The organism is Bradyrhizobium sp. i1.15.2 (assembly GCF_040548425.1).
Classification (GTDB): domain Bacteria; phylum Pseudomonadota; class Alphaproteobacteria; order Rhizobiales; family Xanthobacteraceae; genus Bradyrhizobium; species Bradyrhizobium canariense.
Window position 1 is genome coordinate 503,791 of the sequence record NZ_JBEPRQ010000002.1, and the last position, 18,207, is coordinate 521,997.

The 18,207-nt window shown below is 63.5% G+C and carries 20 protein-coding genes; 7 read left to right on the top strand and 13 right to left on the bottom strand.

Annotation, left to right across the window (positions count from 1 at the left end; genetic code table 11):
- Positions 1 to 123: 123 nt before the first annotated feature.
- The 3 genes from ABIB80_RS07155 (at position 124) to ABIB80_RS07165 (ending at position 3,045) form a co-directional block, all read left to right on the top strand.
- Complete coding sequence (locus tag ABIB80_RS07155) at positions 124 to 327, top strand: hypothetical protein (protein WP_007599763.1); 204 nt, start codon at positions 124 to 126, stop codon at positions 325 to 327.
- A gap of 266 nt (positions 328 to 593) precedes the next feature.
- Positions 594 to 2,108, top strand: coding sequence for a metallophosphoesterase family protein (locus ABIB80_RS07160; RefSeq protein ID WP_007599764.1), 1,515 nt, complete (start codon positions 594 to 596; stop codon positions 2,106 to 2,108).
- Positions 2,109 to 2,202: 94 nt separating this feature from the next.
- Positions 2,203 to 3,045, top strand: coding sequence for a tetratricopeptide repeat protein (locus ABIB80_RS07165; protein WP_007599765.1), 843 nt, complete (start codon positions 2,203 to 2,205; stop codon positions 3,043 to 3,045).
- A gap of 74 nt (positions 3,046 to 3,119) precedes the next feature.
- Here ABIB80_RS07165 and ABIB80_RS07170 read toward each other — a convergent pair whose 3' ends face one another.
- From ABIB80_RS07170 to ABIB80_RS07215, 10 genes are all read right to left on the bottom strand, one after another.
- Positions 3,120 to 4,094: a type II secretion system F family protein gene (locus tag ABIB80_RS07170; RefSeq protein WP_007599767.1), complete on the bottom strand. Its 975-nt coding sequence runs from the start codon at positions 4,092 to 4,094 to the stop codon at positions 3,120 to 3,122.
- A 9-nt stretch (positions 4,095 to 4,103) separates the two neighbouring features.
- On the bottom strand, positions 4,104 to 5,081 hold the full coding sequence (locus tag ABIB80_RS07175; protein WP_007599770.1) for a type II secretion system F family protein: 978 nt from the start codon (positions 5,079 to 5,081) through the stop codon (positions 4,104 to 4,106).
- Between the two features lie 16 nt (positions 5,082 to 5,097).
- Entirely contained in the window at positions 5,098 to 6,558 is a 1,461-nt protein-coding gene (locus tag ABIB80_RS07180) for a TadA family conjugal transfer-associated ATPase (protein ID WP_007599772.1), read from the bottom strand.
- A 21-nt stretch (positions 6,559 to 6,579) separates the two neighbouring features.
- Positions 6,580 to 7,848, bottom strand: a complete 1,269-nt coding sequence (locus ABIB80_RS07185) for a CpaE/TadZ family protein (protein ID WP_007599774.1) — start codon at positions 7,846 to 7,848, stop codon at positions 6,580 to 6,582.
- Complete coding sequence (locus ABIB80_RS07190; RefSeq protein ID WP_007599776.1) at positions 7,845 to 8,582, bottom strand: CpaD family pilus assembly protein; 738 nt, start codon at positions 8,580 to 8,582, stop codon at positions 7,845 to 7,847. The genes ABIB80_RS07185 and ABIB80_RS07190 overlap by 4 nt, the downstream gene beginning before the upstream one ends.
- A gap of 17 nt (positions 8,583 to 8,599) precedes the next feature.
- Entirely contained in the window at positions 8,600 to 10,075 is a 1,476-nt protein-coding gene (locus ABIB80_RS07195) for a type II and III secretion system protein family protein (protein WP_007599778.1), read from the bottom strand.
- A gap of 11 nt (positions 10,076 to 10,086) precedes the next feature.
- The gene (gene cpaB / locus ABIB80_RS07200) at positions 10,087 to 10,884 is read right to left on the bottom strand and encodes a Flp pilus assembly protein CpaB (protein WP_007599779.1); all 798 of its coding nucleotides are present in this window, start codon (positions 10,882 to 10,884) and stop codon (positions 10,087 to 10,089) included.
- 127 nt (positions 10,885 to 11,011) lie between these two features.
- Positions 11,012 to 11,536, bottom strand: a complete 525-nt coding sequence (locus ABIB80_RS07205) for an A24 family peptidase (RefSeq protein WP_007599781.1) — start codon at positions 11,534 to 11,536, stop codon at positions 11,012 to 11,014.
- A gap of 121 nt (positions 11,537 to 11,657) precedes the next feature.
- Entirely contained in the window at positions 11,658 to 11,798 is a 141-nt protein-coding gene (locus ABIB80_RS07210) for a hypothetical protein (protein WP_198288341.1), read from the bottom strand.
- Positions 11,799 to 11,870: 72 nt separating this feature from the next.
- Positions 11,871 to 12,035, bottom strand: a complete 165-nt coding sequence (locus ABIB80_RS07215) for a Flp family type IVb pilin (RefSeq protein ID WP_007599783.1) — start codon at positions 12,033 to 12,035, stop codon at positions 11,871 to 11,873.
- Positions 12,036 to 12,296: 261 nt separating this feature from the next.
- On the opposite strand from ABIB80_RS07215, the gene ABIB80_RS07220 reads away from it, so the two are divergent.
- The 4 genes from ABIB80_RS07220 to ABIB80_RS07235 all read left to right on the top strand — a co-directional run bounded on the left by ABIB80_RS07220 (position 12,297) and on the right by ABIB80_RS07235 (position 15,301).
- Positions 12,297 to 13,124: a sterol desaturase family protein gene (locus ABIB80_RS07220; protein WP_007599784.1), complete on the top strand. Its 828-nt coding sequence runs from the start codon at positions 12,297 to 12,299 to the stop codon at positions 13,122 to 13,124.
- 153 nt (positions 13,125 to 13,277) lie between these two features.
- The gene (locus ABIB80_RS07225; RefSeq protein ID WP_007599785.1) at positions 13,278 to 13,775 is read left to right on the top strand and encodes a pilus assembly protein N-terminal domain-containing protein; all 498 of its coding nucleotides are present in this window, start codon (positions 13,278 to 13,280) and stop codon (positions 13,773 to 13,775) included.
- 300 nt (positions 13,776 to 14,075) lie between these two features.
- Entirely contained in the window at positions 14,076 to 14,648 is a 573-nt protein-coding gene (locus tag ABIB80_RS07230; protein WP_007599786.1) for a TadE/TadG family type IV pilus assembly protein, read from the top strand.
- Between the two features lie 23 nt (positions 14,649 to 14,671).
- Complete coding sequence (locus tag ABIB80_RS07235) at positions 14,672 to 15,301, top strand: TadE/TadG family type IV pilus assembly protein (RefSeq protein ID WP_007599787.1); 630 nt, start codon at positions 14,672 to 14,674, stop codon at positions 15,299 to 15,301.
- Positions 15,302 to 15,378: 77 nt separating this feature from the next.
- Here the strand turns inward: ABIB80_RS07235 and ABIB80_RS07240 are convergent, their stop codons facing one another.
- The 3 genes from ABIB80_RS07240 to ABIB80_RS07250 all read right to left on the bottom strand — a co-directional run bounded on the left by ABIB80_RS07240 (position 15,379) and on the right by ABIB80_RS07250 (position 17,749).
- On the bottom strand, positions 15,379 to 15,591 hold the full coding sequence (locus ABIB80_RS07240) for a cold-shock protein (protein ID WP_007599788.1): 213 nt from the start codon (positions 15,589 to 15,591) through the stop codon (positions 15,379 to 15,381).
- A gap of 266 nt (positions 15,592 to 15,857) precedes the next feature.
- Positions 15,858 to 16,145, bottom strand: a complete 288-nt coding sequence (infA, locus tag ABIB80_RS07245) for a translation initiation factor IF-1 (RefSeq protein WP_007599789.1) — start codon at positions 16,143 to 16,145, stop codon at positions 15,858 to 15,860.
- A gap of 23 nt (positions 16,146 to 16,168) precedes the next feature.
- Positions 16,169 to 17,749 carry a DEAD/DEAH box helicase gene (locus ABIB80_RS07250; RefSeq protein ID WP_051058446.1) on the bottom strand — a complete coding sequence of 527 codons (1,581 nt, stop codon included), beginning with the start codon at positions 17,747 to 17,749 and terminating at the stop codon, positions 16,169 to 16,171.
- Positions 17,750 to 18,207 lie beyond the last annotated feature (458 nt).

The window sequence follows — 18,207 nt, forward strand, 5'->3', positions numbered from 1 at the left end:
CTTTGCTGCCACCGTTCAGCGATCCGCTACTCGCAGCAAGGGGGCCATGCTAGGTTCCGGCAACGGCCGTCGGGTGCGGAGATCTCCGGCGGCCGACGACAAAGCCGGCCGGGAGGAAATGCAATGGAATTTGTGTGGAGCGTGGTCACATTCATCGGCCAGGCGGTCGAGGCGATTTTTGGCTATGTCGAGCATCATCATTGGATATTCGCGTTCCTTGCCGGCGGTTACGCCTTCTATCTCCACGACCGCTCCGTTCACGCGCGGTTCGATGCACTGGACAAGCGCATTGACGAAATCCGCAAGCGGCTCGCCATCGAATATTGATCAAGTGTGCGAAACCATCATCGGGCGGGCCCCGTATCTCATGCCAAGATCCGCGGTTCGCGCGAGCGGCCGCGGGGCTTTACTAGCGCTGCGGTTGTGGCATTATTGGCCAATATTTTAGATTGTGTCGTGCGGGTTCTGCACGTGGCGAAAGTCATTGCTACCTGGCTCATCACGGCCTGGGTTGAAACCGGCCTGAATCTGATCGTCGAAGGCATTTCTCTCATCGTTTGCGCGGCGCGACATTCGCAAATGAGCGACGCAAAATGGATAGATCGTTCGTCATCGTACAGATTTCCGACCTGCATCTGGACGGGTCTGGTCGACTGCTTGCGACGATCGAGACGCTCAATGCCGCAATTCGCGAGAGGATGGCGGACTTCGCGGACATTCCCGATCGCATCCTGCTGATCACTGGCGATATCGTGGACGACCCGACGCCGCCTGCGCTCGACGAAGCGCTCGCAGTCATCGCGTCCTTCCGACAGACCGGGCTGTTCACCGACATCCAGGCAATCGCCGGCAATCACGACGTCAAGCGCTCGAGCCAGCGTGCAGGCCGCTACGACGTCTATGATTACCTGCATTTGCCGCGGACCTCGAAGAGCGTCTACTACCGTCAGGCCGGCCTCGATCTGGTGCTGCTGGATTCCAACCGCGCGAGCCTCACGACGCTCGCGAGCGGCAACGTCGACCAGAGCGCCTATCACGCCATGGTTTCGGATTCCGCGCGGCTGAGCGTCGAGCTCGCGGGCAGCCTCGGCTCGGGCGGCCGCGCCGATTATGCCGAGCCGGTGGAAAACCTCGTGCGCGTGCTGGCGCTGCACCATCATCCACTGCCGCAGGCGACCGGAGAAGGAAAGCGGTTTCTCGGCGTGCCCGACGAACCGCTGATGTATCTCGCCGCGCCCGCGACCTTCCTCGAAGCGGCGACATCGCTCAACGTCGATCTGGTTCTGCACGGACACCGGCATGTCGAAGGGTTGACGCGCTATTCGATTCCCGATCCGCGCGCCATGTCGAGCGAGAGCGATGAAGCATTCTGGCGCACGATCTACGTCTTGTCCTGTCCGTCATCGACCGGGCAGGCCGGTGACGACGCCGGCTTCAACGTCATCCATTTCGGCCCGATGTCCCATCCGATGTCCCATGGCGGCCGCACCGAGTATCGCTTCGCGATCGCCCGCTACTCACGTCCGCGCAAGGATGGTGTCTTCAGGCTCCTCGATTCCAACCTGCCGCACGGCGTCGTCGGGCTGCCGGCCGGGCGGGATTTTTCCCGAGATCCGGCCGTCCAGTCGGGCATCGAGATCGACGCATGCACGACGCTGAAACGGGATCAGGTCGCGGCATTCGCCCGCCGGCTCCTGCTGCGCCGCGCCTTCTATGCCGATGGCGAGGCGGATTGGGCCGATTTGCTCCACGTCTATCTCGTCACCTCCCACGTCTGGGCAGATCTCGAAAGCAAGTTATCGAGATCCGCACGCAAGCATGAGGTCGACGCCGCGGCCACGGTGACATCGCTGCTGCGTCGGTTGATCGAACAATCTGCAAATGTGCTCGGCATCGACGATTTTCAGCTCGACGAGCTCCGCGCGAGGCGTCTGGTCAATCGTGACGACCTTCGGCGCGAATTGCCGAGGGTGGCGCGCCCGGGTATCGATCTCGAGATCGAGACGCGGCAACGATTGCAATTGCTGCGAGACCTGAACGAGCAGGCAAAGGCGCTCGGTCTCGATCCGGGTCTCGGCGGCAAGGTCCCGCCGCCGGCGCCGCAGTGAGGGACGCGGGTCCGGGGAATTAACCGGCCGTTAGGGTTAACAGTCTATTGCTGGCGCGTTCGGCTCGATCAATCGGCTCGAGAGTCAAAGCGTCATGCGTCAACGGTTCGGTCTTGAACGGTTCAGTCTTGGACGGCTCAGTCTTGCCCGGCTTTTCGCGTCCACCTCGCTGGTCGCGGCGGTGGCCATGGGCCTCGGCGGCTGCACGGCGATGTCGAAACTCTCCGACGTCACGGGCTCGGTCGGGCCGCGAGCGGAAGCCGCTCCCACCGATCCCGCGCGTGCTGCCGAAGTCTATGGCGAGCGCTATCGTGCCAATCCCAAAGACGCCGATGCGGCGCTCGCCTACGGTCAGGCCTTGCGCGCCAACGGCCAGCACGCCCAGGCCGCCGCCGTGCTCGAGCAGGCGACCATCGCCAATCCCGGCAACAAGGCGCTGATGGCCCAATACGGCCGCGCGCTCTCCGACAACGGCAATTTCCAGCAAGCCTTCGACGTGTTGTCGAAGGCGCATTCGCCCGATAACCCGGATTGGCGCCTGCTCTCGGTACAGGGGACGGCGCTCGATCAGATGGGCCGTCACGAGGAAGCGCGCTCCTATTATGCGAGCGCGCTCAAGATCGCGCCTGGCGATCCCGGTGTGCTCTCCAATCTCGGCCTGTCCTATATGTTGTCGAGAGACCTGCCGAAGGCCGAAGACGCCCTGCGGCAAGCCTATGCCTCGCCGCGCGCAAACGCGCGGGTGCGGCAGAATCTCGGTCTGGTCGTCGGTCTCCAGGGCCGCTTCGCCGAAGCCGAGACCATCGTGAAAGCGGACCTGCCGCCGGACCAGGCTGTGGCCAACGTCGCCTATCTCAAGGAAATGCTGACCCGCAACGACGTCCGGCGGGGTGCGCCGAAGCGGATTCCGGTCGCCTCGCTCGGCCAGCCCGACTGATCAGACGTGATCTTCGAGTCTTGATCTTCCAATCTTGAAGGCGCCCGCGGACCGTGCGCGGTCCGCGTCTAACGTCATTGCATCTCGGTGACCTTGATCCCCGTCGGCCCGAGGATGACGACGAACAGCACCGGCAGGAAGAACAGGATCATCGGTACCGTCAGCTTCGGCGGCAGTGCTGCGGCCTTTTTCTCGGCTTCGTTCATGCGCATGTCGCGATTTTCCTGCGCCATCACTCGCAAGGATTGACCGAGCGGGGTGCCGTAACGCTCGGCCTGCTGGAGCGCGAGACATACCGACTTGACGCCCTCGAGCCCGGTGCGCCGCGCGAGGTTCTCGTAGGCGACCTTGCGATCCTGCAGATATGACAGCTCGGCCGTGGTCAGGGTGAACTCCTCGGACAGCGCGATCGACTGGCTCACGATTTCGACCGCGACCTTCCGGAACGCCATCTCGACCGACATGCCGGATTCGATGCAGATCAGGAGCAGGTCGAGCGCATCGGGAAAGGCGCGCTTGATCGAGAGCTGGCGCTTGGAGATCGCGTTCCTGAGGAACAGCATTGGCGCCTGAAGTCCGAGATAGGCCGCACCGACGCAGATGCCGATCTTGATCGGCAACGACTGCTGCATGTGCGCGATCAGGAACACGTAGATGACCGAACCGACGAATAGCACGATCGGGGCAACCAGGCGGGCGAACAGGAAGGTGATGTAGGGCGCCTGGCCTCGATAGCCCGCCATGATGAGCTTGTCCCGCGCAGCTTCCTGCGCGAGCCATTTGGTCAGGTTGAAGTCATCGACGACCTTCGAGACGAGCTGCTTCGGCGTCTGTCGCAGCGAGACTTTTTCACTCTTGTGGAGGCGCTCGCGCTCGCGCTGCCGGATGCGCTCACGTTCGTTCGCAACCGCCTTCATGCGCTTGGAAAGGCCCTCGCCGGCGAACAGCGGCATCACCAGCGTATAGACGGTGGCGCTGGCGGCGATGGCCGCCAGCAGCATCGTCATGAAGTGAACGTCGTGAAGTTTCGCAACGAGGAACTCTACCATAAGGCACCATCAGAAGTCGAAATTGATCATCTTCTTCATCACCATGATGCCGATCGACATCCAGACGACGCAGCCGACCAGCATGAGCTGGCCGGTGGGATGAGTCCAAAGCATCGAGATGTATCCCGGCGTCGTGAGGTAGACGAGAAACATCACGATCGGCGGCAGCGAGCCGATGATGCCGGCCGAGGCCTTGGCTTCCATCGACATCGCCTGGATCTTCTCTTTCATCTTCTTGCGGTCGCGCAGCACCTTCGAGAGGTTGCCGAGCGCTTCGGAGAGGTTGCCGCCCGATTTCTGCTGGATCGAGATGACGATGCCGAAGAAATTGGCCTCGGGCAGCGGCATCCGATTGTAGAGTCGCGTGCAGGCCTCGCCGAGCGGCATGCCGATCGCCTGCGTCTCGATGATGGACAGAAACTCGGAGCGTAGCGGCTCTGGCGCGTCGGCGGCGACCACCTTGATCGATTCGAACAGCGGCAGGCCCGCCTTGATGCCGCGGACGATGACGTCGACGGCATCGGGCAAGGCGGCCAGGAACTTGTTTTCGCGGCGCTTCTTCAGGAAGCCGAGCGCCCAGCGGGGCAGACCGAGCCCGCCGGCAAAAGCGAAGCCGGCGGCACCGAGCAGGCCGCCGCCGATGAACAAGGCGACTGCGAACAGCACGCCCGCCACGACGGCGGATGCGATCCAGAATTTCTGCGGCGTCCAGTCGAGGCCGGCCTGCGACAGGCGAACACTGAGCGATACGCTCTTCTCCTGCTGGCGCCGCGCCTCGAGATCCTTGAGCGAGGTTTCGACCTGCTCGCGGCGCGAGCGCTGTGTCTTCTCGGCGGCGCGGGCCGTGGGCGCCTCGGCGCGCGAGATCGAGGCGCGGCGGCTCTCGGCCTTCCGTTCCCCGGACAGCATCGGATAAAGGAAGACCCAGGCCAGGCCGCCGACGGTCGCGGTGGCAAGGAAGGCGAGGGCAAGGACTTGCATGTTCATGGCTGTGCTGACCTGCTCACGTCGGCGGCGCCACTTCCGCGGCGTCGAGCGCCGCGGCAAGGCGCTTCTCTTCGCCGTAATAGCGGGCGCGTTCCCAGAATTTCGGGCGGCCGATTCCGGTCGACCGGTGCCGGCCGATGATCTTGCCGTTGGCGTCCTCGCCGACCATGTCGTAGAGGAAGACGTCCTGGGTGATGATGGTGTCGCCTTCCATGCCCATCACTTCGGTGATGTGGGTAATGCGGCGCGAACCGTCGCGCAGCCGCGCTGCCTGGACGATGATGTCGATCGAGGCGCAGATCATCTCGCGGATGGTGCGTGAAGGCAGGGAGAAGCCGCCCATCGTGATCATGGATTCGCAGCGCGATAGCGCCTCGCGCGGATTGTTGGCGTGCAGCGTGCCCATCGAGCCGTCATGGCCGGTGTTCATGGCCTGGAGCAGGTCGAACGCCTCGGGTCCGCGGACTTCGCCCACGATGATGCGCTCGGGACGCATACGCAAGCAGTTGCGCACCAGTTCGCGCATGGTGACCTGGCCTTCGCCCTCGATGTTGGGCGGGCGGGTTTCCAGTCGCACTACGTGCGGCTGCTGGAGCTGGAGTTCGGCGGCGTCTTCGCAGGTGATGACGCGCTCGTCGTGCTCGATGTAGTTGGTCAGGCAGTTGAGCAACGTGGTCTTGCCCGAGCCGGTACCGCCGGAGATCAGCACGTTGCAGCGGACGCGGCCGATGATCTGGAGGATTTCCGCGCCTTCCGGCGAGATTGCGCCGAACTTGACGAGCTGATCGAGCGTCAGCTTGTCCTTCTTGAACTTGCGGATGGTGAGCGTGGGGCCGTCGATCGACAGCGGGGGCACGATGGCGTTGACGCGGGAGCCGTCGGCCAGGCGCGCGTCGCAGATCGGCGAGGATTCGTCGACGCGCCGGCCGACCTGGCTGACGATACGCTGGCAGATGTTGAGGAGCTGCTGATTGTCGCGGAAGCGGATACCGGTGCGTTGGATCTTGCCGGCGACCTCGATGTAGACGGTGTCGGCGCCGTTGACCATGATGTCGGCGATGTCGTCGCGCGACAACAGCGGCTCCAGCGGACCGTAGCCGAGGACGTCGTTGCAGATGTCGTCGAGTAGCTCTTCCTGCTCGGCGATCGACATCACGATGTTCTTGATCGCGATGATCTCGTTGACGATGTCCCGGATTTCCTCGCGCGCGGACTCCGAATCGAGCTTGGCGAGCTGGGCGAGGTCGATGGCTTCGATCAGCGCGCCGAAGATGGTCGCCTTGACCTCGTAATAATTGTCCGAGCGGCGGGCTTCCATGGTCGGCGCAGGCTTCGCCGGGGCAAGCGGCGGCGACGAGACTGTCGGCTGCGGCAAGCGCGACACGGCGGGCGCCGGAGCCTGGGCAGGCTCTGGCGACACGGCACCGGGCTTCGGGGCCCGGGCGTCGGCGTCTGTTCCGCTACGCTTACCGAACACTTAAAAACTCCATGCGGCGACCTATTTTCCCCGCAACTTGTCAATCAGGGGTGAAAGCAGGGACGATTTTTGCTTCTTCGTTTCGCTGCGGCCGGTCAGGCGCTGGGCGATCTGAAGGAACATCTCGATCGACTTATGGTTGGCCGAGATTTCCGCGATCATCTGGCCGTTATTGGCCGCCGAGCCGAAGATCTGCGGCTCGAACGGGATCGAGACGACGGGCTGGCTCTCGATCGCCTTGGCGAACTCCGCCGCGGCGATTTCGGGCCGTTTCGGCACGCCGACCTGGTTCAGGCAGTAGAGCGGCGGCCGGTCGTTGGGGCGCGCGGCTTTCAGGAGATCGAACATGTTTTTGGCGTTGCGCAAATTGGCGAGGTCGGGCGCCGCCACGATCAGGATGTCGTCCGCCCCGATCAGGGCGCGTTTGGTCCAGCCCGACCATTGGTGCGGAACGTCGAGCACGATGCAGGGCATGGTGGAGCGCAGCGTGTCGAACACGGCATCGAAAGCGTCGGCGCCGAAATCATAGACCCGATCGAGCGTCGCCGGCGCCGCCAGCAGGCTGAGGTGGTCGGTGCATTTCGACAGCAGGCGGTCGATGAAGGCGGTGTCGACGCGATCGGGCGAGAACACGGCGTCGGCAATGCCCTGCGGCGGATCCTGGTTATAGTCGAGCCCGGCCGTGCCGAAGGCGAGGTCGAGGTCGGCGACGACCGCGTCCATCGCGAGATCGCGGGCGATCGCCCAGGCGACATTGTGGGAGATAGTTGACGCGCCGACGCCGCCCTTGGCGCCAACCACCGCGATGATGCGGCCGACGGCCTTGGCTTCCGGCGCCGAGAACAGGTTGCAGATCGAGCGCACGACGTCGATCGCGCCGACCGGCGCGAGCACGTAGTCGCTGACGCCGCGGCGCACCAGCTCGCGGTAGAGCGTGACGTCGTTGATGCGGCCGATCACGACCACGCGGGTGCCGGCGTCGCAGACGGTCGCGAGATGGTCGAGCCCGCCCAGGAGGTCGTTGCGGCCGTCGCTTTCGAGCACGATCACGTTCGGCGTGGGTGCCGAGCGGTAGGCTTCCACCGCAGCCGCCATACCGCCCATCTGGATCTTCAGATGGGCCTTGCCGAGACGGCGATCTTCGCCGGCCGACTGCACGGCGGCCGCCGTTTCCACGGTCTCGCAGAAAGCCTGGACGGAAACGCGGGGCGCCGGCGCAATATGCTCCTCGACCGGCGGGAGCGATGCCTCGGACTGTTCTTCTTGGGGCTGGCGAGCGTAGCTGATCATCTGCCGGTGTCGCTGAGTTTGGCCTTGTCGGCCTCGGGATAGGCGACCGCCGTCGGCATTCCCTTGCGATACTTCTCGAACGCGGCGGTCCGCCGCGGCGTGTAGGACGGCGTTTCGGGCCGCGGCTGCTCGAGATCCGACGGATTGTCGACCATCGCCGCGAGGTTGCGCTGATAGGCGCAGCCGTAATTGTAATAGTCCTTGTTCTCGAACCAGCTCTTGTTCTTCATCGAAGGGCCGATGTCTTCCGGCCACAGGCCGCAGGGGCCCGCGACCGCCGCGATCTTGGAATAGGTGAGCCGGATCGGCGGCAGGAAGCGCTTGTCCTCCGGTTGGTAAGAGCGGGCGCTGACGCCGCGCGGCGGAACGCCCGCCGCCGACAGGATCGCCTGGATTTCACGCATGGTGTCCGCGACCGGACGCGCGTTGGGCGTGCCGGACGGCACGTCGATCCGGATCGCGCCGGTGCCTTCGTGCATCCAGGCCGAAGCGACGCCCATCACGTCGGCGCGCTGGGCCGCGGTCAAGCCGCCGCGGGCATGGCCGACGAAGACGACGATGGAGCGATTCTGCTCCTCGATGGCGATCGGATGGCGCTGCTTGTAGTCGTCGGGAATGGAGGCCGTGACCGCTTCGTCGTGCTGGCAACCGCCAAGGGCGAGCGCCATGCCGACGAGCGCGCCGCCGAGGTGGATGGCGCGCCTGCGAATCTGGGGTGGTCTAGTGATCTTCATGAAGTCCCCGTTCCGCCTCAGTCGGTGATGAAGCCGTAGGTGCCACGGTAGTTCTTGGCCGGTTCGCTCCGGCCGGGCACGCCGTAGATGCGGTTGATGTTGCCGAGCAGTTCGGCCTGCGGATCCGCAGGCGCGGAGAAGCCATCATCCGGCCGCGACAGATCCTTTTGCGCAACTGCGCGAACGATATAGGGCGTCACGATCACGACCAGCTCGGTCGCGTTGTTGACGAAGTCGCGGCTGCGGAACAGCGTGCCGAGGACCGGGAGCTGCATCAGACCCGGCAGTCCGCTGACCGCCTGCTTGGTCTGCTGCTGGATCAGGCCGGCCATCGCCATCGCGCCGCCGGAGGGAATTTCCAGCGAGGTTTCTGCGCGGCGGGTCTTGATCGAGGGCACCGTAAGCGAGTTGACCGAGGTCGAGGTCACGGCTTGGGACAGCGTGATCGCGTTCTCGTTCGAGAGCTCAGAGACCTCGGTCATCACCCGCAGGCTGATCTTGCCCTCGGTGAGAACGACGGGGGTGAAGTTGAGCGAGATGCCGAACTTCTTGAAGCTGATTTGGGTGGTACAAACGTGCGTGGTGGGGTCGCACGCGTAGCCGGCGGGCACCGGGAATTCACCGCCGGCGATGAATGTTGCCGATTCACCGGAGATCGCGGTCAGGTTCGGTTCGGCCAGCGTCCGGATCACGCCCGCGGTTTCCATCGCTCGCAGGGTGGCCTGCACCGACGGCGCCCCGCCGAATTTGGTGGTCAGGTTGTTACTGTCGACGAGGTTATGGCCGAGAGCCGTGAACGGATTGGAGTTGCTGAAGGTGACGACCGAGGTGCCGTAGCTGAGGTTGGCGGTGAGGTCGATTCCGAGCTGCTTGATGATGCTGCGCTGCACTTCGGCGACTGTCACCTTGAGCATGACCTGGTCGCGGCCGCGGACCACGATCGAGTTCACGACCTTCTCGGGACCGCCGGCGAGGCGCGCAGCGAGGTCGTTGGCCTGCTGGGCTTCGGCTGGATTCGCGGCCGAACCGGTCAGGATGATGCCGTCGCCTAGGCCGTCGATCTGGATGTCTGAATTCGGCAGGACCTGTTTCAGCGCGGCCCGCACGCCGTTGAGGTCGCGCTTGACCGCGATGTCATAGGCCGCAATCTGCTGGCCGGCTGAATCGAAGAACACGATGTTGGTCTGGCCGATCGAGGCGCCGATGATGTAGGCGCGCTGCGCCGAGCGGACGACCGCATTGGCGATCTTGGGATCGGCGACGAGCACGTCCTTGATGTCACGCGGAAGGTCGATCACGATCGACTTGCCGATGCCGAGCGAGAGGAATCGCGCGTTCATCTGACCGTCGGCCGCAGCCTGCGCCACAGGGCGATAATCGGCGGCGACCACAGGGGTCAGCACCGGGTTGAGCGCGAGCGCGACGGCGGCCGAAAACGACAGGGCGCGGACCACAGAGGTTCGCATCGTCGCCAAATTCGCCCTGCATTTCATGTCGACAGTCCTCATCGTGCCTTCGCCGTCGAGCTTGGGATACCGTACCGAATGATCGAGACGCCATCGCGCTTCTGCGCGGAATCATCGAGCGTGATCTCGCTCAGCTTGACGTCGACGATGCTGCGCAACGCCAGCGACAGCGTGCCGCTCTGGCGTGCCGAGGAGAGCGTCGCAGTCTGCGCAGGATTGAGCTCGAGGGTGACGGTCTTGCCGACCACCGCGTTCTGCCCGTCCTTCTCCTTCGGCGCCTGGTCGATGGCCAGGACGCGGATATTGGCCAGGATGATCTCGGACGTGACCACATCGGGAGCGCCGCTGTTCTGGTCCGGGTTCTTGAGACGGCGCGTCAGAAGCACGTCGACGCGGTCGTTGGGGAGGATGAAGCCGCCTGCGCCGGTTTCCGGCGAGATCTCGGTCGAGATCGCCCGCATGCCGGTGGGCAGGATTGCTGCCATGAAGCCGGAGCCTTCCGCCTTGACCAGCTTCTGGTCGCGGATCGGCTCACCCTGGATGAAGGGGGATCGTGCGATCGAGCCGGTGACCTGGGTTACGCCCTCGGGGCGCTCGTTGCGGCGAATGAAGGTGGCGCTGGCGGTCGCGGACGGCCAGGTCTGCCATTGCACGTCTTCCGGCTTGACGGTCTGGCCGAGGCCGATGTCGTTCTTGGCGACCAGGACGTCGACGGTGGGAAGCTGCGCGACCGGAGCCGGAGGCGGCGCAGAATTGTCCGAGCCGCTCGCCAGATACGCGGCGACACCGCCGGCGCAGATGGCGACCGTCAGGACGACAATGCGTGCCCTATTCATACGCTTCACTTTCCACCAAACGCCGCGACGCTGACGCCGCCGTAATCGGCAGTTGACCAGCTATTCGTCAAAGCATGGTTAATGAGGCGTATCTAAATCGCCTTAACGCCGGGTTTACCCGATGCGTTCAGCGCAATGCGAGGTGAGCGAGATCGATCGCCTTCACCCATTCGGTCTCCGGGTAGACCATCAGCGCGCTCAGTGCGAGCGCGATGCCATAGGGAATGCCGCTCTCCTTGGCGTGCAGCCGCGCGAGCCAGGCTTGGCCGGCGAGCCCGTAAGGCAGCGGCCACTGCCGGAACTGGAGCAGGAGCAGCGTCAGCGCCCCGCCGAACAGCGAGGCGTAGAGCAGGAAGTTCATCAGCTGTGCGAAACCGAACCAAAGTGCGACGGAGGCCGCGACCTTGGCATCGCCGCCGCCGACCCAACCCATCGCAAAACAGGTGAAGGCCACGACCAGGACAAGCGTGCCTGAGCCGACATGGCTCAGCATCTCGTAAGGTGCCATGCCACCGGCGAGAGCGAGCGCGAAAAAGCCGGCGACCAGCGCCAGCGATACGCGGTTGGAGATCGTCATCGTGAAGAGGTCGCTTGCGGCGGCAAACGCCATCAGGGCCGGGAAGAGCAGAAGGCGCGCAAGGTCGAGGATCATGGGCTGCGTCTTGAGGCCTGGGTTCGCCGCGGAGCTGGCGTCGCCGGATTCTAGCCGGCAGTGCTAAACAAACCGAAAACGGCGGCAGCGGCTCGAGGGGTGGAACCAGCCGAAGGCGTGCTCACCAAAGGGAGGCGATGCGTGCGGCGAGCGCGACGGTCGCAAGCAGCAGGGCAAGGCAGACCCAGTAGACCGGCGAGCCGGTCTGCGTGGCCTCCGCCGCATTTGCCGCGACCGCGGCATCGGTTCTGTACTTGCTCAACGCCACTGGAACTCGCCGTCTGAAACACAAAGCCCCGGAGGCCCGGGGCTTTTGCCGTCGTTCGTCGATCGCTTACTTCAGCGAGCTGCTGATCGAGGTGAACTTGGCGTTCAGCGTGGTGCCGAGATTGTTGACGACGGTGATGATGGCCAGCGCGATGCCGGCGGCGATCAGACCGTATTCGATGGCGGTGGCGCCGGATTCATCTTTCGCGAAACGCGCAATGAGGTTCTTCATGAACAAAACTCCATCTGGGGTGGGATCGCCTCGTTCGGCGTTGTGCTTGACGCAATGACCATGAGATCCGAGCTCTTTCGGGAGAGTTAATTAGGTCGGGCAAACGCGCTTGCCGCTGGCCAGAGTGAATTTCGCCTTAAGGCCACAATCTGCAATTCGTTCCGGTTCCGGATGCGCAGCAAGCGCGGCACCGGCTTCACCGTCCCTTAAATTTAGGGGAGTACGCGTAGGTACGACCAGCAATTCGCAAGAGAGGCGACGATGTCGAGCCTGCCCATGGAAATCGCCCTGATGCTCGGCGAGACCATCGCGAAGGTGATCCCCACGACCTTCGCGCTCGCGGTGGTCTTCACCGTGCTCGAGCATGTCTGGGCCTGCAATCCCGGCGCACCCTGGTGGCGCAAGCGGGAGATCGTCACGGACATCTGCTACTGGTTTGTCGTTCCGGTGTTCGCACGCGTCATGCGGATCGGCCTTCTGATCGTCGGTGCGAGCTTCGTCTTCAACATCCATGATGCCGACGAGCTCATCGCCTTCTACGACAATGGCCACGGCCCGCTGGCGCTATTGCCGCTCTGGGTCCAGGCCATGCTGTTCCTGGTGCTGTCCGATTTCATGCTGTACTGGCTGCACCGGCTGTTCCACGGCGGGGGGTTCTGGAAGTACCACGCGATCCATCACTCTTCGGAGGAGATCAGCTGGATTTCTGCGGCCCGCTTCCATCCAGTCAATCTCGTGCTTGGTACGATCGCGGTCGACGTCGTGCTGCTGATGGCCGGCATTTCGCCGAACGCCATGGTCTGGCTCGCCCCGTTCACGACCTTCCATTCGGCCTTCGTGCACGCCAACCTGAACTGGACCTTCGGGCCGTTCAAATATGTGCTGGCGACGCCGGTGTTCCACCGCTGGCACCACACCGCGCTCGCAGAGGGCGGGGACACCAATTTTGCCGGCACGTTCCCGATCTGGGATGTGCTGTTCGGCACTTTCCGCATGCCCGAGGGGCAACTGCCGCAGGATTACGGCAAGGATGAAGCCACCATGCCGAAGGAAATCGGAGGGCAGCTTGCCTATCCGTTCCGCCGCTAGGTTCTCGAGGGCCGCGAAACGCCAGTCCGTTCAAACAATAGTCGGCGAATTTGCGGAACGTTCACGAATTGAGGGCAGGTTAGCCGGGTCGGGCACCGGCTCGGCTGTTATGTGATTGCTTCTGCCGGTTTGTGACGTCCCGGGGGTAAGAGTATGCGTAAACAATTGCTGCGCCGTCGTGCGCGCGTCTGTCTTCTGGTTGCGGCCGCGGTGCTGGCATCGCCGGCTGTCGTCATTGCCGAGCCGACCGCAGATGCCATTGCCGTGAATGTCGACCAGGCCAAGCTGGTGCGGTTGCCCGGCAAGGTGGCGACCATCGTGGTCGGCAATCCCATGATCGCCGACGTCACGCTCCAGCCCGGTGGCATGATCGTCGTGACCGGAAAGGGCTATGGCGCCACCAATTTCATCGCGCTCGATCGGGGCGGCGAGATCCTGGTCGATCGCCAGATCCAGGTCGAAGGTCCGAGCGATCGGCTCGTCACCGTCTATCGCGGGATCGACCGCGAGTCCTACAGCTGCATGCCGATTTGCCAGCGTCGCGTGACGCTCGGCGACAGCGACACCTACTTCAACAACACGATGAGTCAGGCCGGTTCGTTGAGCAGCACGGCCAGCGGCAATGCCGGTGCGGGCGCCAAGACGAACTGACCAAGACGAACTGACCAAGACGAACTGAGCAAGACTAACCAAGTAAGACCAACCAGCGAGTTTGATTGGCAGGTTTGCCGGGGCAAGGATCGTCCTCGCCCGACGCACGCGCGCGAGTTTCTCTCTCCGCGTCCTCGTCTCCATGCCCCGCCCCATGCCCTCGTCTCCGTGCCCTGGGTCGTTTGCGGTTAACCCGCCGTTAACGGCCCGGGCCGCCGGGTGCGGATCGCCTGAACACTTAAACAATCAGTTTCCGCTATTGAACATGGCAGATGATTGCTGCTGCTGCTGGGGAATTTGATGCCTTCGCCTGCACCTACGAGATTCACGCTCCTCGCCACGTTGCGCCGGTTTCGCGGCAGCCGCCGCGGCTCCGCAGCCGTCGAGTTCGCGCTCGTCGCGCCGATGTTTTTCGCATTGCTGTTCGCCATCATCGAGTCGGCGCTGATGTTCTTGGCGAGCCAGGTGCTCGAGAGTGCCGCGCAGAATTCTGCACGCGTGTTGCTGACCGGGCAGGCGCAAACCGGCACGCTAACAGCCTGCGCGGTGTCCGGCGTGAGCACACCCTGCTCGCAAACGACGTTCAAGGCTTACGTCTGCAATCAGATCCCGGCGCTGTTTGATTGCACCAAGCTCTACGTCGACGTCGTGAGTACAAGCTCGTTCGGAGCGCTAAGCCTCACCAACTATGGCGATTCCTGCAGCTTCAATCCAACCGGCGTGCAGTACAGTGCCGGGGCCGCCAACCAGGTCGTCGTGGTGCGGCTGTTCTATCAGTGGCCGCTCTTCGTCACGGGCCTTGGCTTCAACATGGGCTGCAGCAACAAGCGGCTGCTGATTGCGACTGCGGCCTTCAAGAATGAACCCTTCTGAGACAGATGGATCCGAGCCCACCGATGCAGGCGATTGCAAATATCTGGAAAAATGCCAGTAGTTCCGTCCGCGACTTCGTCGCCGACAGGCGCGCGATCGCGGCGACCGAATTCGCGGTCATCGTGCCGCTGATGCTGGTGATGTTCTTCGGTACCGTCGAATTTTCATCGGCCGTGGCGATCGATCGCAAAGTTACGATGATTGCACGGACGCTGTCCGACTTGACGTCGCAGTCGATCGCGACCAACGGTCCGGCCATGCAGGACACGTTCACGGCAAGCATATCGATGATCATGCCGTATGACGCTACGCTCGTGAACGGTACGGTTGCCCAGATCTATATCGACTCAAGCAAAGTCGCCACGATTAAATGGAGCAAGTCCGCCACCATTGCGAACGGCGCGACGCAGGCCACGGTGACGGACGCGCCTCCGTCTCTGGCGCCTGATACCACGGTCACCTCGATGATTCCGCCGACGCTCTTGATCGCGAAGACCTACCTCATTTACAGTGAGGCGAGTTACCTCTACACGCCTTCCGTCAAATTCGTCCTGAAGTCGGGCATCACGCTGAGCGATGTCTCCTACACGCGGCCGCGCCAGGTCACCTGCGTTCCTTACGACGGTGTACCGTCGCCGTGCCCCCTAAACTAGAAAAAAGGCCGGGCATCGCGCCCGGCCTTTTCTTTTGATTTGTTCGCTCGAGCCGATCGGGGCCGTAAGCGGTAGGCTCAACCGGCGGAACGAAGGTTGTCCGCTGCCGACTTACCGGAACGGCGGTCGGCCACGATCTCGTAGGAGATCTTCTGACCTTCGCGCAGCGTGCCGAGGCCCGCACGTTCCACAGCGCTGATGTGGACGAACACGTCCTGGCCGCCATCGTCGGGCTGGATGAAGCCGAAGCCTTTGGTCGCGTTAAACCACTTCACGGTTCCCATGCTCATGGGGGTAGTCCCTTCTCAGATAACACAATGTCAGAGCCCGCTTGCGCGGACAGGTTAGATCGAATTTTTGGAAGGGTCGTCAGCGTGTCTGAACCGGCTGTACCGGTGGATGCTAATGTCGTCCGGCCGAAAATCGATTAGTTCATTTTATTGGAAACAGAGCTCCAAAACAATGCTGACGTGCACGATTTTTTGATCCGCCGTGATGGTCACGGCGGATCAGCATGCAGGTCGGAATCTTAGGTTCGCGCTCGCGCGCCGAGCCCCTAGCGGCGGCGGAACTGGCCGCCGCGCTGTCCGGGACGCGGAGGTCCGCCCATCCCGCTCGGACGTTCGTCCTTGTGGCGGAAAATCAGCCGGCCCTTTTCGAGGTCATAGGGCGACATCTCCACCGTCACGCGGTCGCCCGCCAGAGTCTTGATGCGGTTCTTCTTCATCTTGCCGGCGGTGTAGGCGACGATCTCGTGTCCGGCGTCGAGCTGCACGCGGTAGCGCGCGTCGGGGAGGATTTCGGTGACCAGTCCTTCGAACTGGATCAGCTCTTCCTTAGCCATGAATTTCTCCAGGTCGTGGACGGCTAGTGCGAATGGGGTTTGCGGTTCGGTTGGCCGTTCGGCCGACTCTCGCGGCGCAAAAAGGCAACGCCTTGTATCCCATCAGACGCCCCGGCGCTATGCGCGGAACGCTGTTCCGGACGGCCGTTTGGCGAAGAATGCGCCTTGCCTCCGGTGTGGTCGCGACGAGGAGTCTTCGAAGCCTTCGGGCCACTGCCGGGCCGTGCGTCAGCACGCCTGGCGTCGCCATGACGTCCCTCGCCGGGCCTTCCGTCGCCCTGCTTGGCGGCACTGTGGTGACGACCGTCAGCATGCCTTTCGTCTGCACGCCGCCCGTCGCCATGCCGTGCGCCGTGCGGACGCTGGCCTGGGCGGCTGGGCCGGCCCTGACGTTGCTGGGACGGGGGAGGACCCGCATCGCGGCGGCCCGCGTCGGTGCGGTGGTCTTCGCGCGGCAGCGTCACTTTGATCAACCGCTCGATGTCGCGGAGATAGGCAAGTTCCTCGCCGCCCGCGACCAGCGAGATCGCGGTGCCCTCGGCGCCGGCGCGCGCGGTGCGGCCGATGCGGTGCACGTAAGTCTCGGGCACGTTGGGGAGGTCGAAATTGATGACGTGGGTGATGCCGTCGACGTCGATGCCGCGAGCGGCGATATCGGTGGCGACTAGCGTGCGGATTTCACCGGTGCGGAACTGGGCTAGCGTCCGTTCGCGATGGTTCTGCGACTTGTTACCGTGGATGGCGCTGGCGGGGATTCCCGCCTTCTCGAGTGTCTTTACGACCTTGTCGGCGCCGTGCTTGGTGCGCGTGAAGACCAGGGCTCGGTTGACCGGCTCGTCCTTCAGCAGCTTGGCCAGTAAGGCCGGCTTCGCGGAGAAGTCGACCTGGATGATGCGCTGCTGGATGCGCTCCACGGTCGAGGAGACCGGGGTCACCGCGACGCGGGCGGGGTCGCGCAGCATGGCGTCGGCCAACTCGGCGATGTCCTTCGGCATGGTGGCCGAGAAGAACAGCGTCTGCCGCTTGATCGGCAGCTTGGCGACGATTTTGCGGATGTCGTTGATGAAGCCCATGTCAAGCATGCGGTCGGCCTCGTCGAGCACGAGGAATTCGACGCTTCCAAGCTTCAGTCCGTTGCTCTGCACGAGATCGAGCAAACGGCCGGGGGTGGCGACCAGCACCTCGACGCCCTGCATCAGCGAGCGGACCTGACGGCCCATCGGCACGCCGCCGATGGCGAGTGTCGAGGACAAACGGATGTGGCGGCCATAGGCGTTGAAGCTGTCAAGGATCTGGCCGGACAGCTCGCGCGTCGGCGACAGCACCAGGACGCGGGTCGTCTTCGGCTGCGGCTTGATGCGATTCTCGAGCAGGCGGTGCAGGATCGGCAGCGCGAAGGACGCGGTCTTGCCGGTTCCGGTCTGGGCGATGCCGACGACGTCGCGGCCGGTCAGCGCGGTCGGAATCGTCTGGGCCTGGATCGGGGTGGGGGTGACGTAGTTCTCTTCGGTGAGAGCACGAGCGATGGGTTCGGCGAGGCCGAAATCCTGAAACGAAGTCAAAAGATGGGTTCTTTCCATGTCAAAAGCGGGCGCCCGGCGCATTCGGCGCGGCGCGCGCAAAAGGGTGTCGAGAGGGACACCTGCGTGTTTGGGGTGTCGGATGGCTTGATGGGATGGGGCAAGCCAGACGCCCGTAAGGGCTTAAGAACACGCGGCTCGCAACGGTCTCTGATTCGCAAGAGACCTCGCCCTCCATATGGAACATTGAGGCGGCGCTTTCAAGGCAGGCTCACCCCAAATGGCGATCGCGGTGCAGAAATAGTTATGCCGGAAATTTAGCCAGAGTGGCAAATTTGCTCAAAAAATAGCCCGTCTGCCACATTCGCATACATTCGATTTGCTCAGTGTTTAGGCGGCGCGGTCATGGCGAGGCTTTGTTTTCCGTCCATTTTAGCAACAAAGCCAATGGCTTAGTTGGTGTCTAATCCATGGCACGGTTCTTGCGAATCCGTTAATCGCAGGCGGCCGTTGGGGCCGTTTCGCAGCGTTTTTCACGTCTG

Coding starts and splice junctions, on each gene's coding strand:
- ABIB80_RS07155 (WP_007599763.1), top strand. CDS start 124: ATGGAATTTGTGTGGAGCGTGGTCACATTCATCGGCCAGGCGGTCGAG.
- ABIB80_RS07160 (WP_007599764.1), top strand. CDS start 594: ATGGATAGATCGTTCGTCATCGTACAGATTTCCGACCTGCATCTGGAC.
- ABIB80_RS07165 (WP_007599765.1), top strand. CDS start 2,203: ATGCGTCAACGGTTCGGTCTTGAACGGTTCAGTCTTGGACGGCTCAGT.
- ABIB80_RS07170 (WP_007599767.1), bottom strand. CDS start 4,094: ATGGTAGAGTTCCTCGTTGCGAAACTTCACGACGTTCACTTCATGACG.
- ABIB80_RS07175 (WP_007599770.1), bottom strand. CDS start 5,081: ATGAACATGCAAGTCCTTGCCCTCGCCTTCCTTGCCACCGCGACCGTC.
- ABIB80_RS07185 (WP_007599774.1), bottom strand. CDS start 7,848: ATGATCAGCTACGCTCGCCAGCCCCAAGAAGAACAGTCCGAGGCATCG.
- ABIB80_RS07190 (WP_007599776.1), bottom strand. CDS start 8,582: ATGAAGATCACTAGACCACCCCAGATTCGCAGGCGCGCCATCCACCTC.
- ABIB80_RS07195 (WP_007599778.1), bottom strand. CDS start 10,075: ATGAAATGCAGGGCGAATTTGGCGACGATGCGAACCTCTGTGGTCCGC.
- cpaB (WP_007599779.1), bottom strand. CDS start 10,884: ATGAATAGGGCACGCATTGTCGTCCTGACGGTCGCCATCTGCGCCGGC.
- ABIB80_RS07205 (WP_007599781.1), bottom strand. CDS start 11,536: ATGATCCTCGACCTTGCGCGCCTTCTGCTCTTCCCGGCCCTGATGGCG.
- ABIB80_RS07215 (WP_007599783.1), bottom strand. CDS start 12,035: ATGAAGAACCTCATTGCGCGTTTCGCGAAAGATGAATCCGGCGCCACC.
- ABIB80_RS07220 (WP_007599784.1), top strand. CDS start 12,297: ATGTCGAGCCTGCCCATGGAAATCGCCCTGATGCTCGGCGAGACCATC.
- ABIB80_RS07225 (WP_007599785.1), top strand. CDS start 13,278: ATGCGTAAACAATTGCTGCGCCGTCGTGCGCGCGTCTGTCTTCTGGTT.
- ABIB80_RS07230 (WP_007599786.1), top strand. CDS start 14,076: ATGCCTTCGCCTGCACCTACGAGATTCACGCTCCTCGCCACGTTGCGC.
- ABIB80_RS07235 (WP_007599787.1), top strand. CDS start 14,672: ATGCAGGCGATTGCAAATATCTGGAAAAATGCCAGTAGTTCCGTCCGC.
- ABIB80_RS07240 (WP_007599788.1), bottom strand. CDS start 15,591: ATGAGCATGGGAACCGTGAAGTGGTTTAACGCGACCAAAGGCTTCGGC.
- infA (WP_007599789.1), bottom strand. CDS start 16,145: ATGGCTAAGGAAGAGCTGATCCAGTTCGAAGGACTGGTCACCGAAATC.
- ABIB80_RS07250 (WP_051058446.1), bottom strand. CDS start 17,749: ATGCGCCGGGCGCCCGCTTTTGACATGGAAAGAACCCATCTTTTGACT.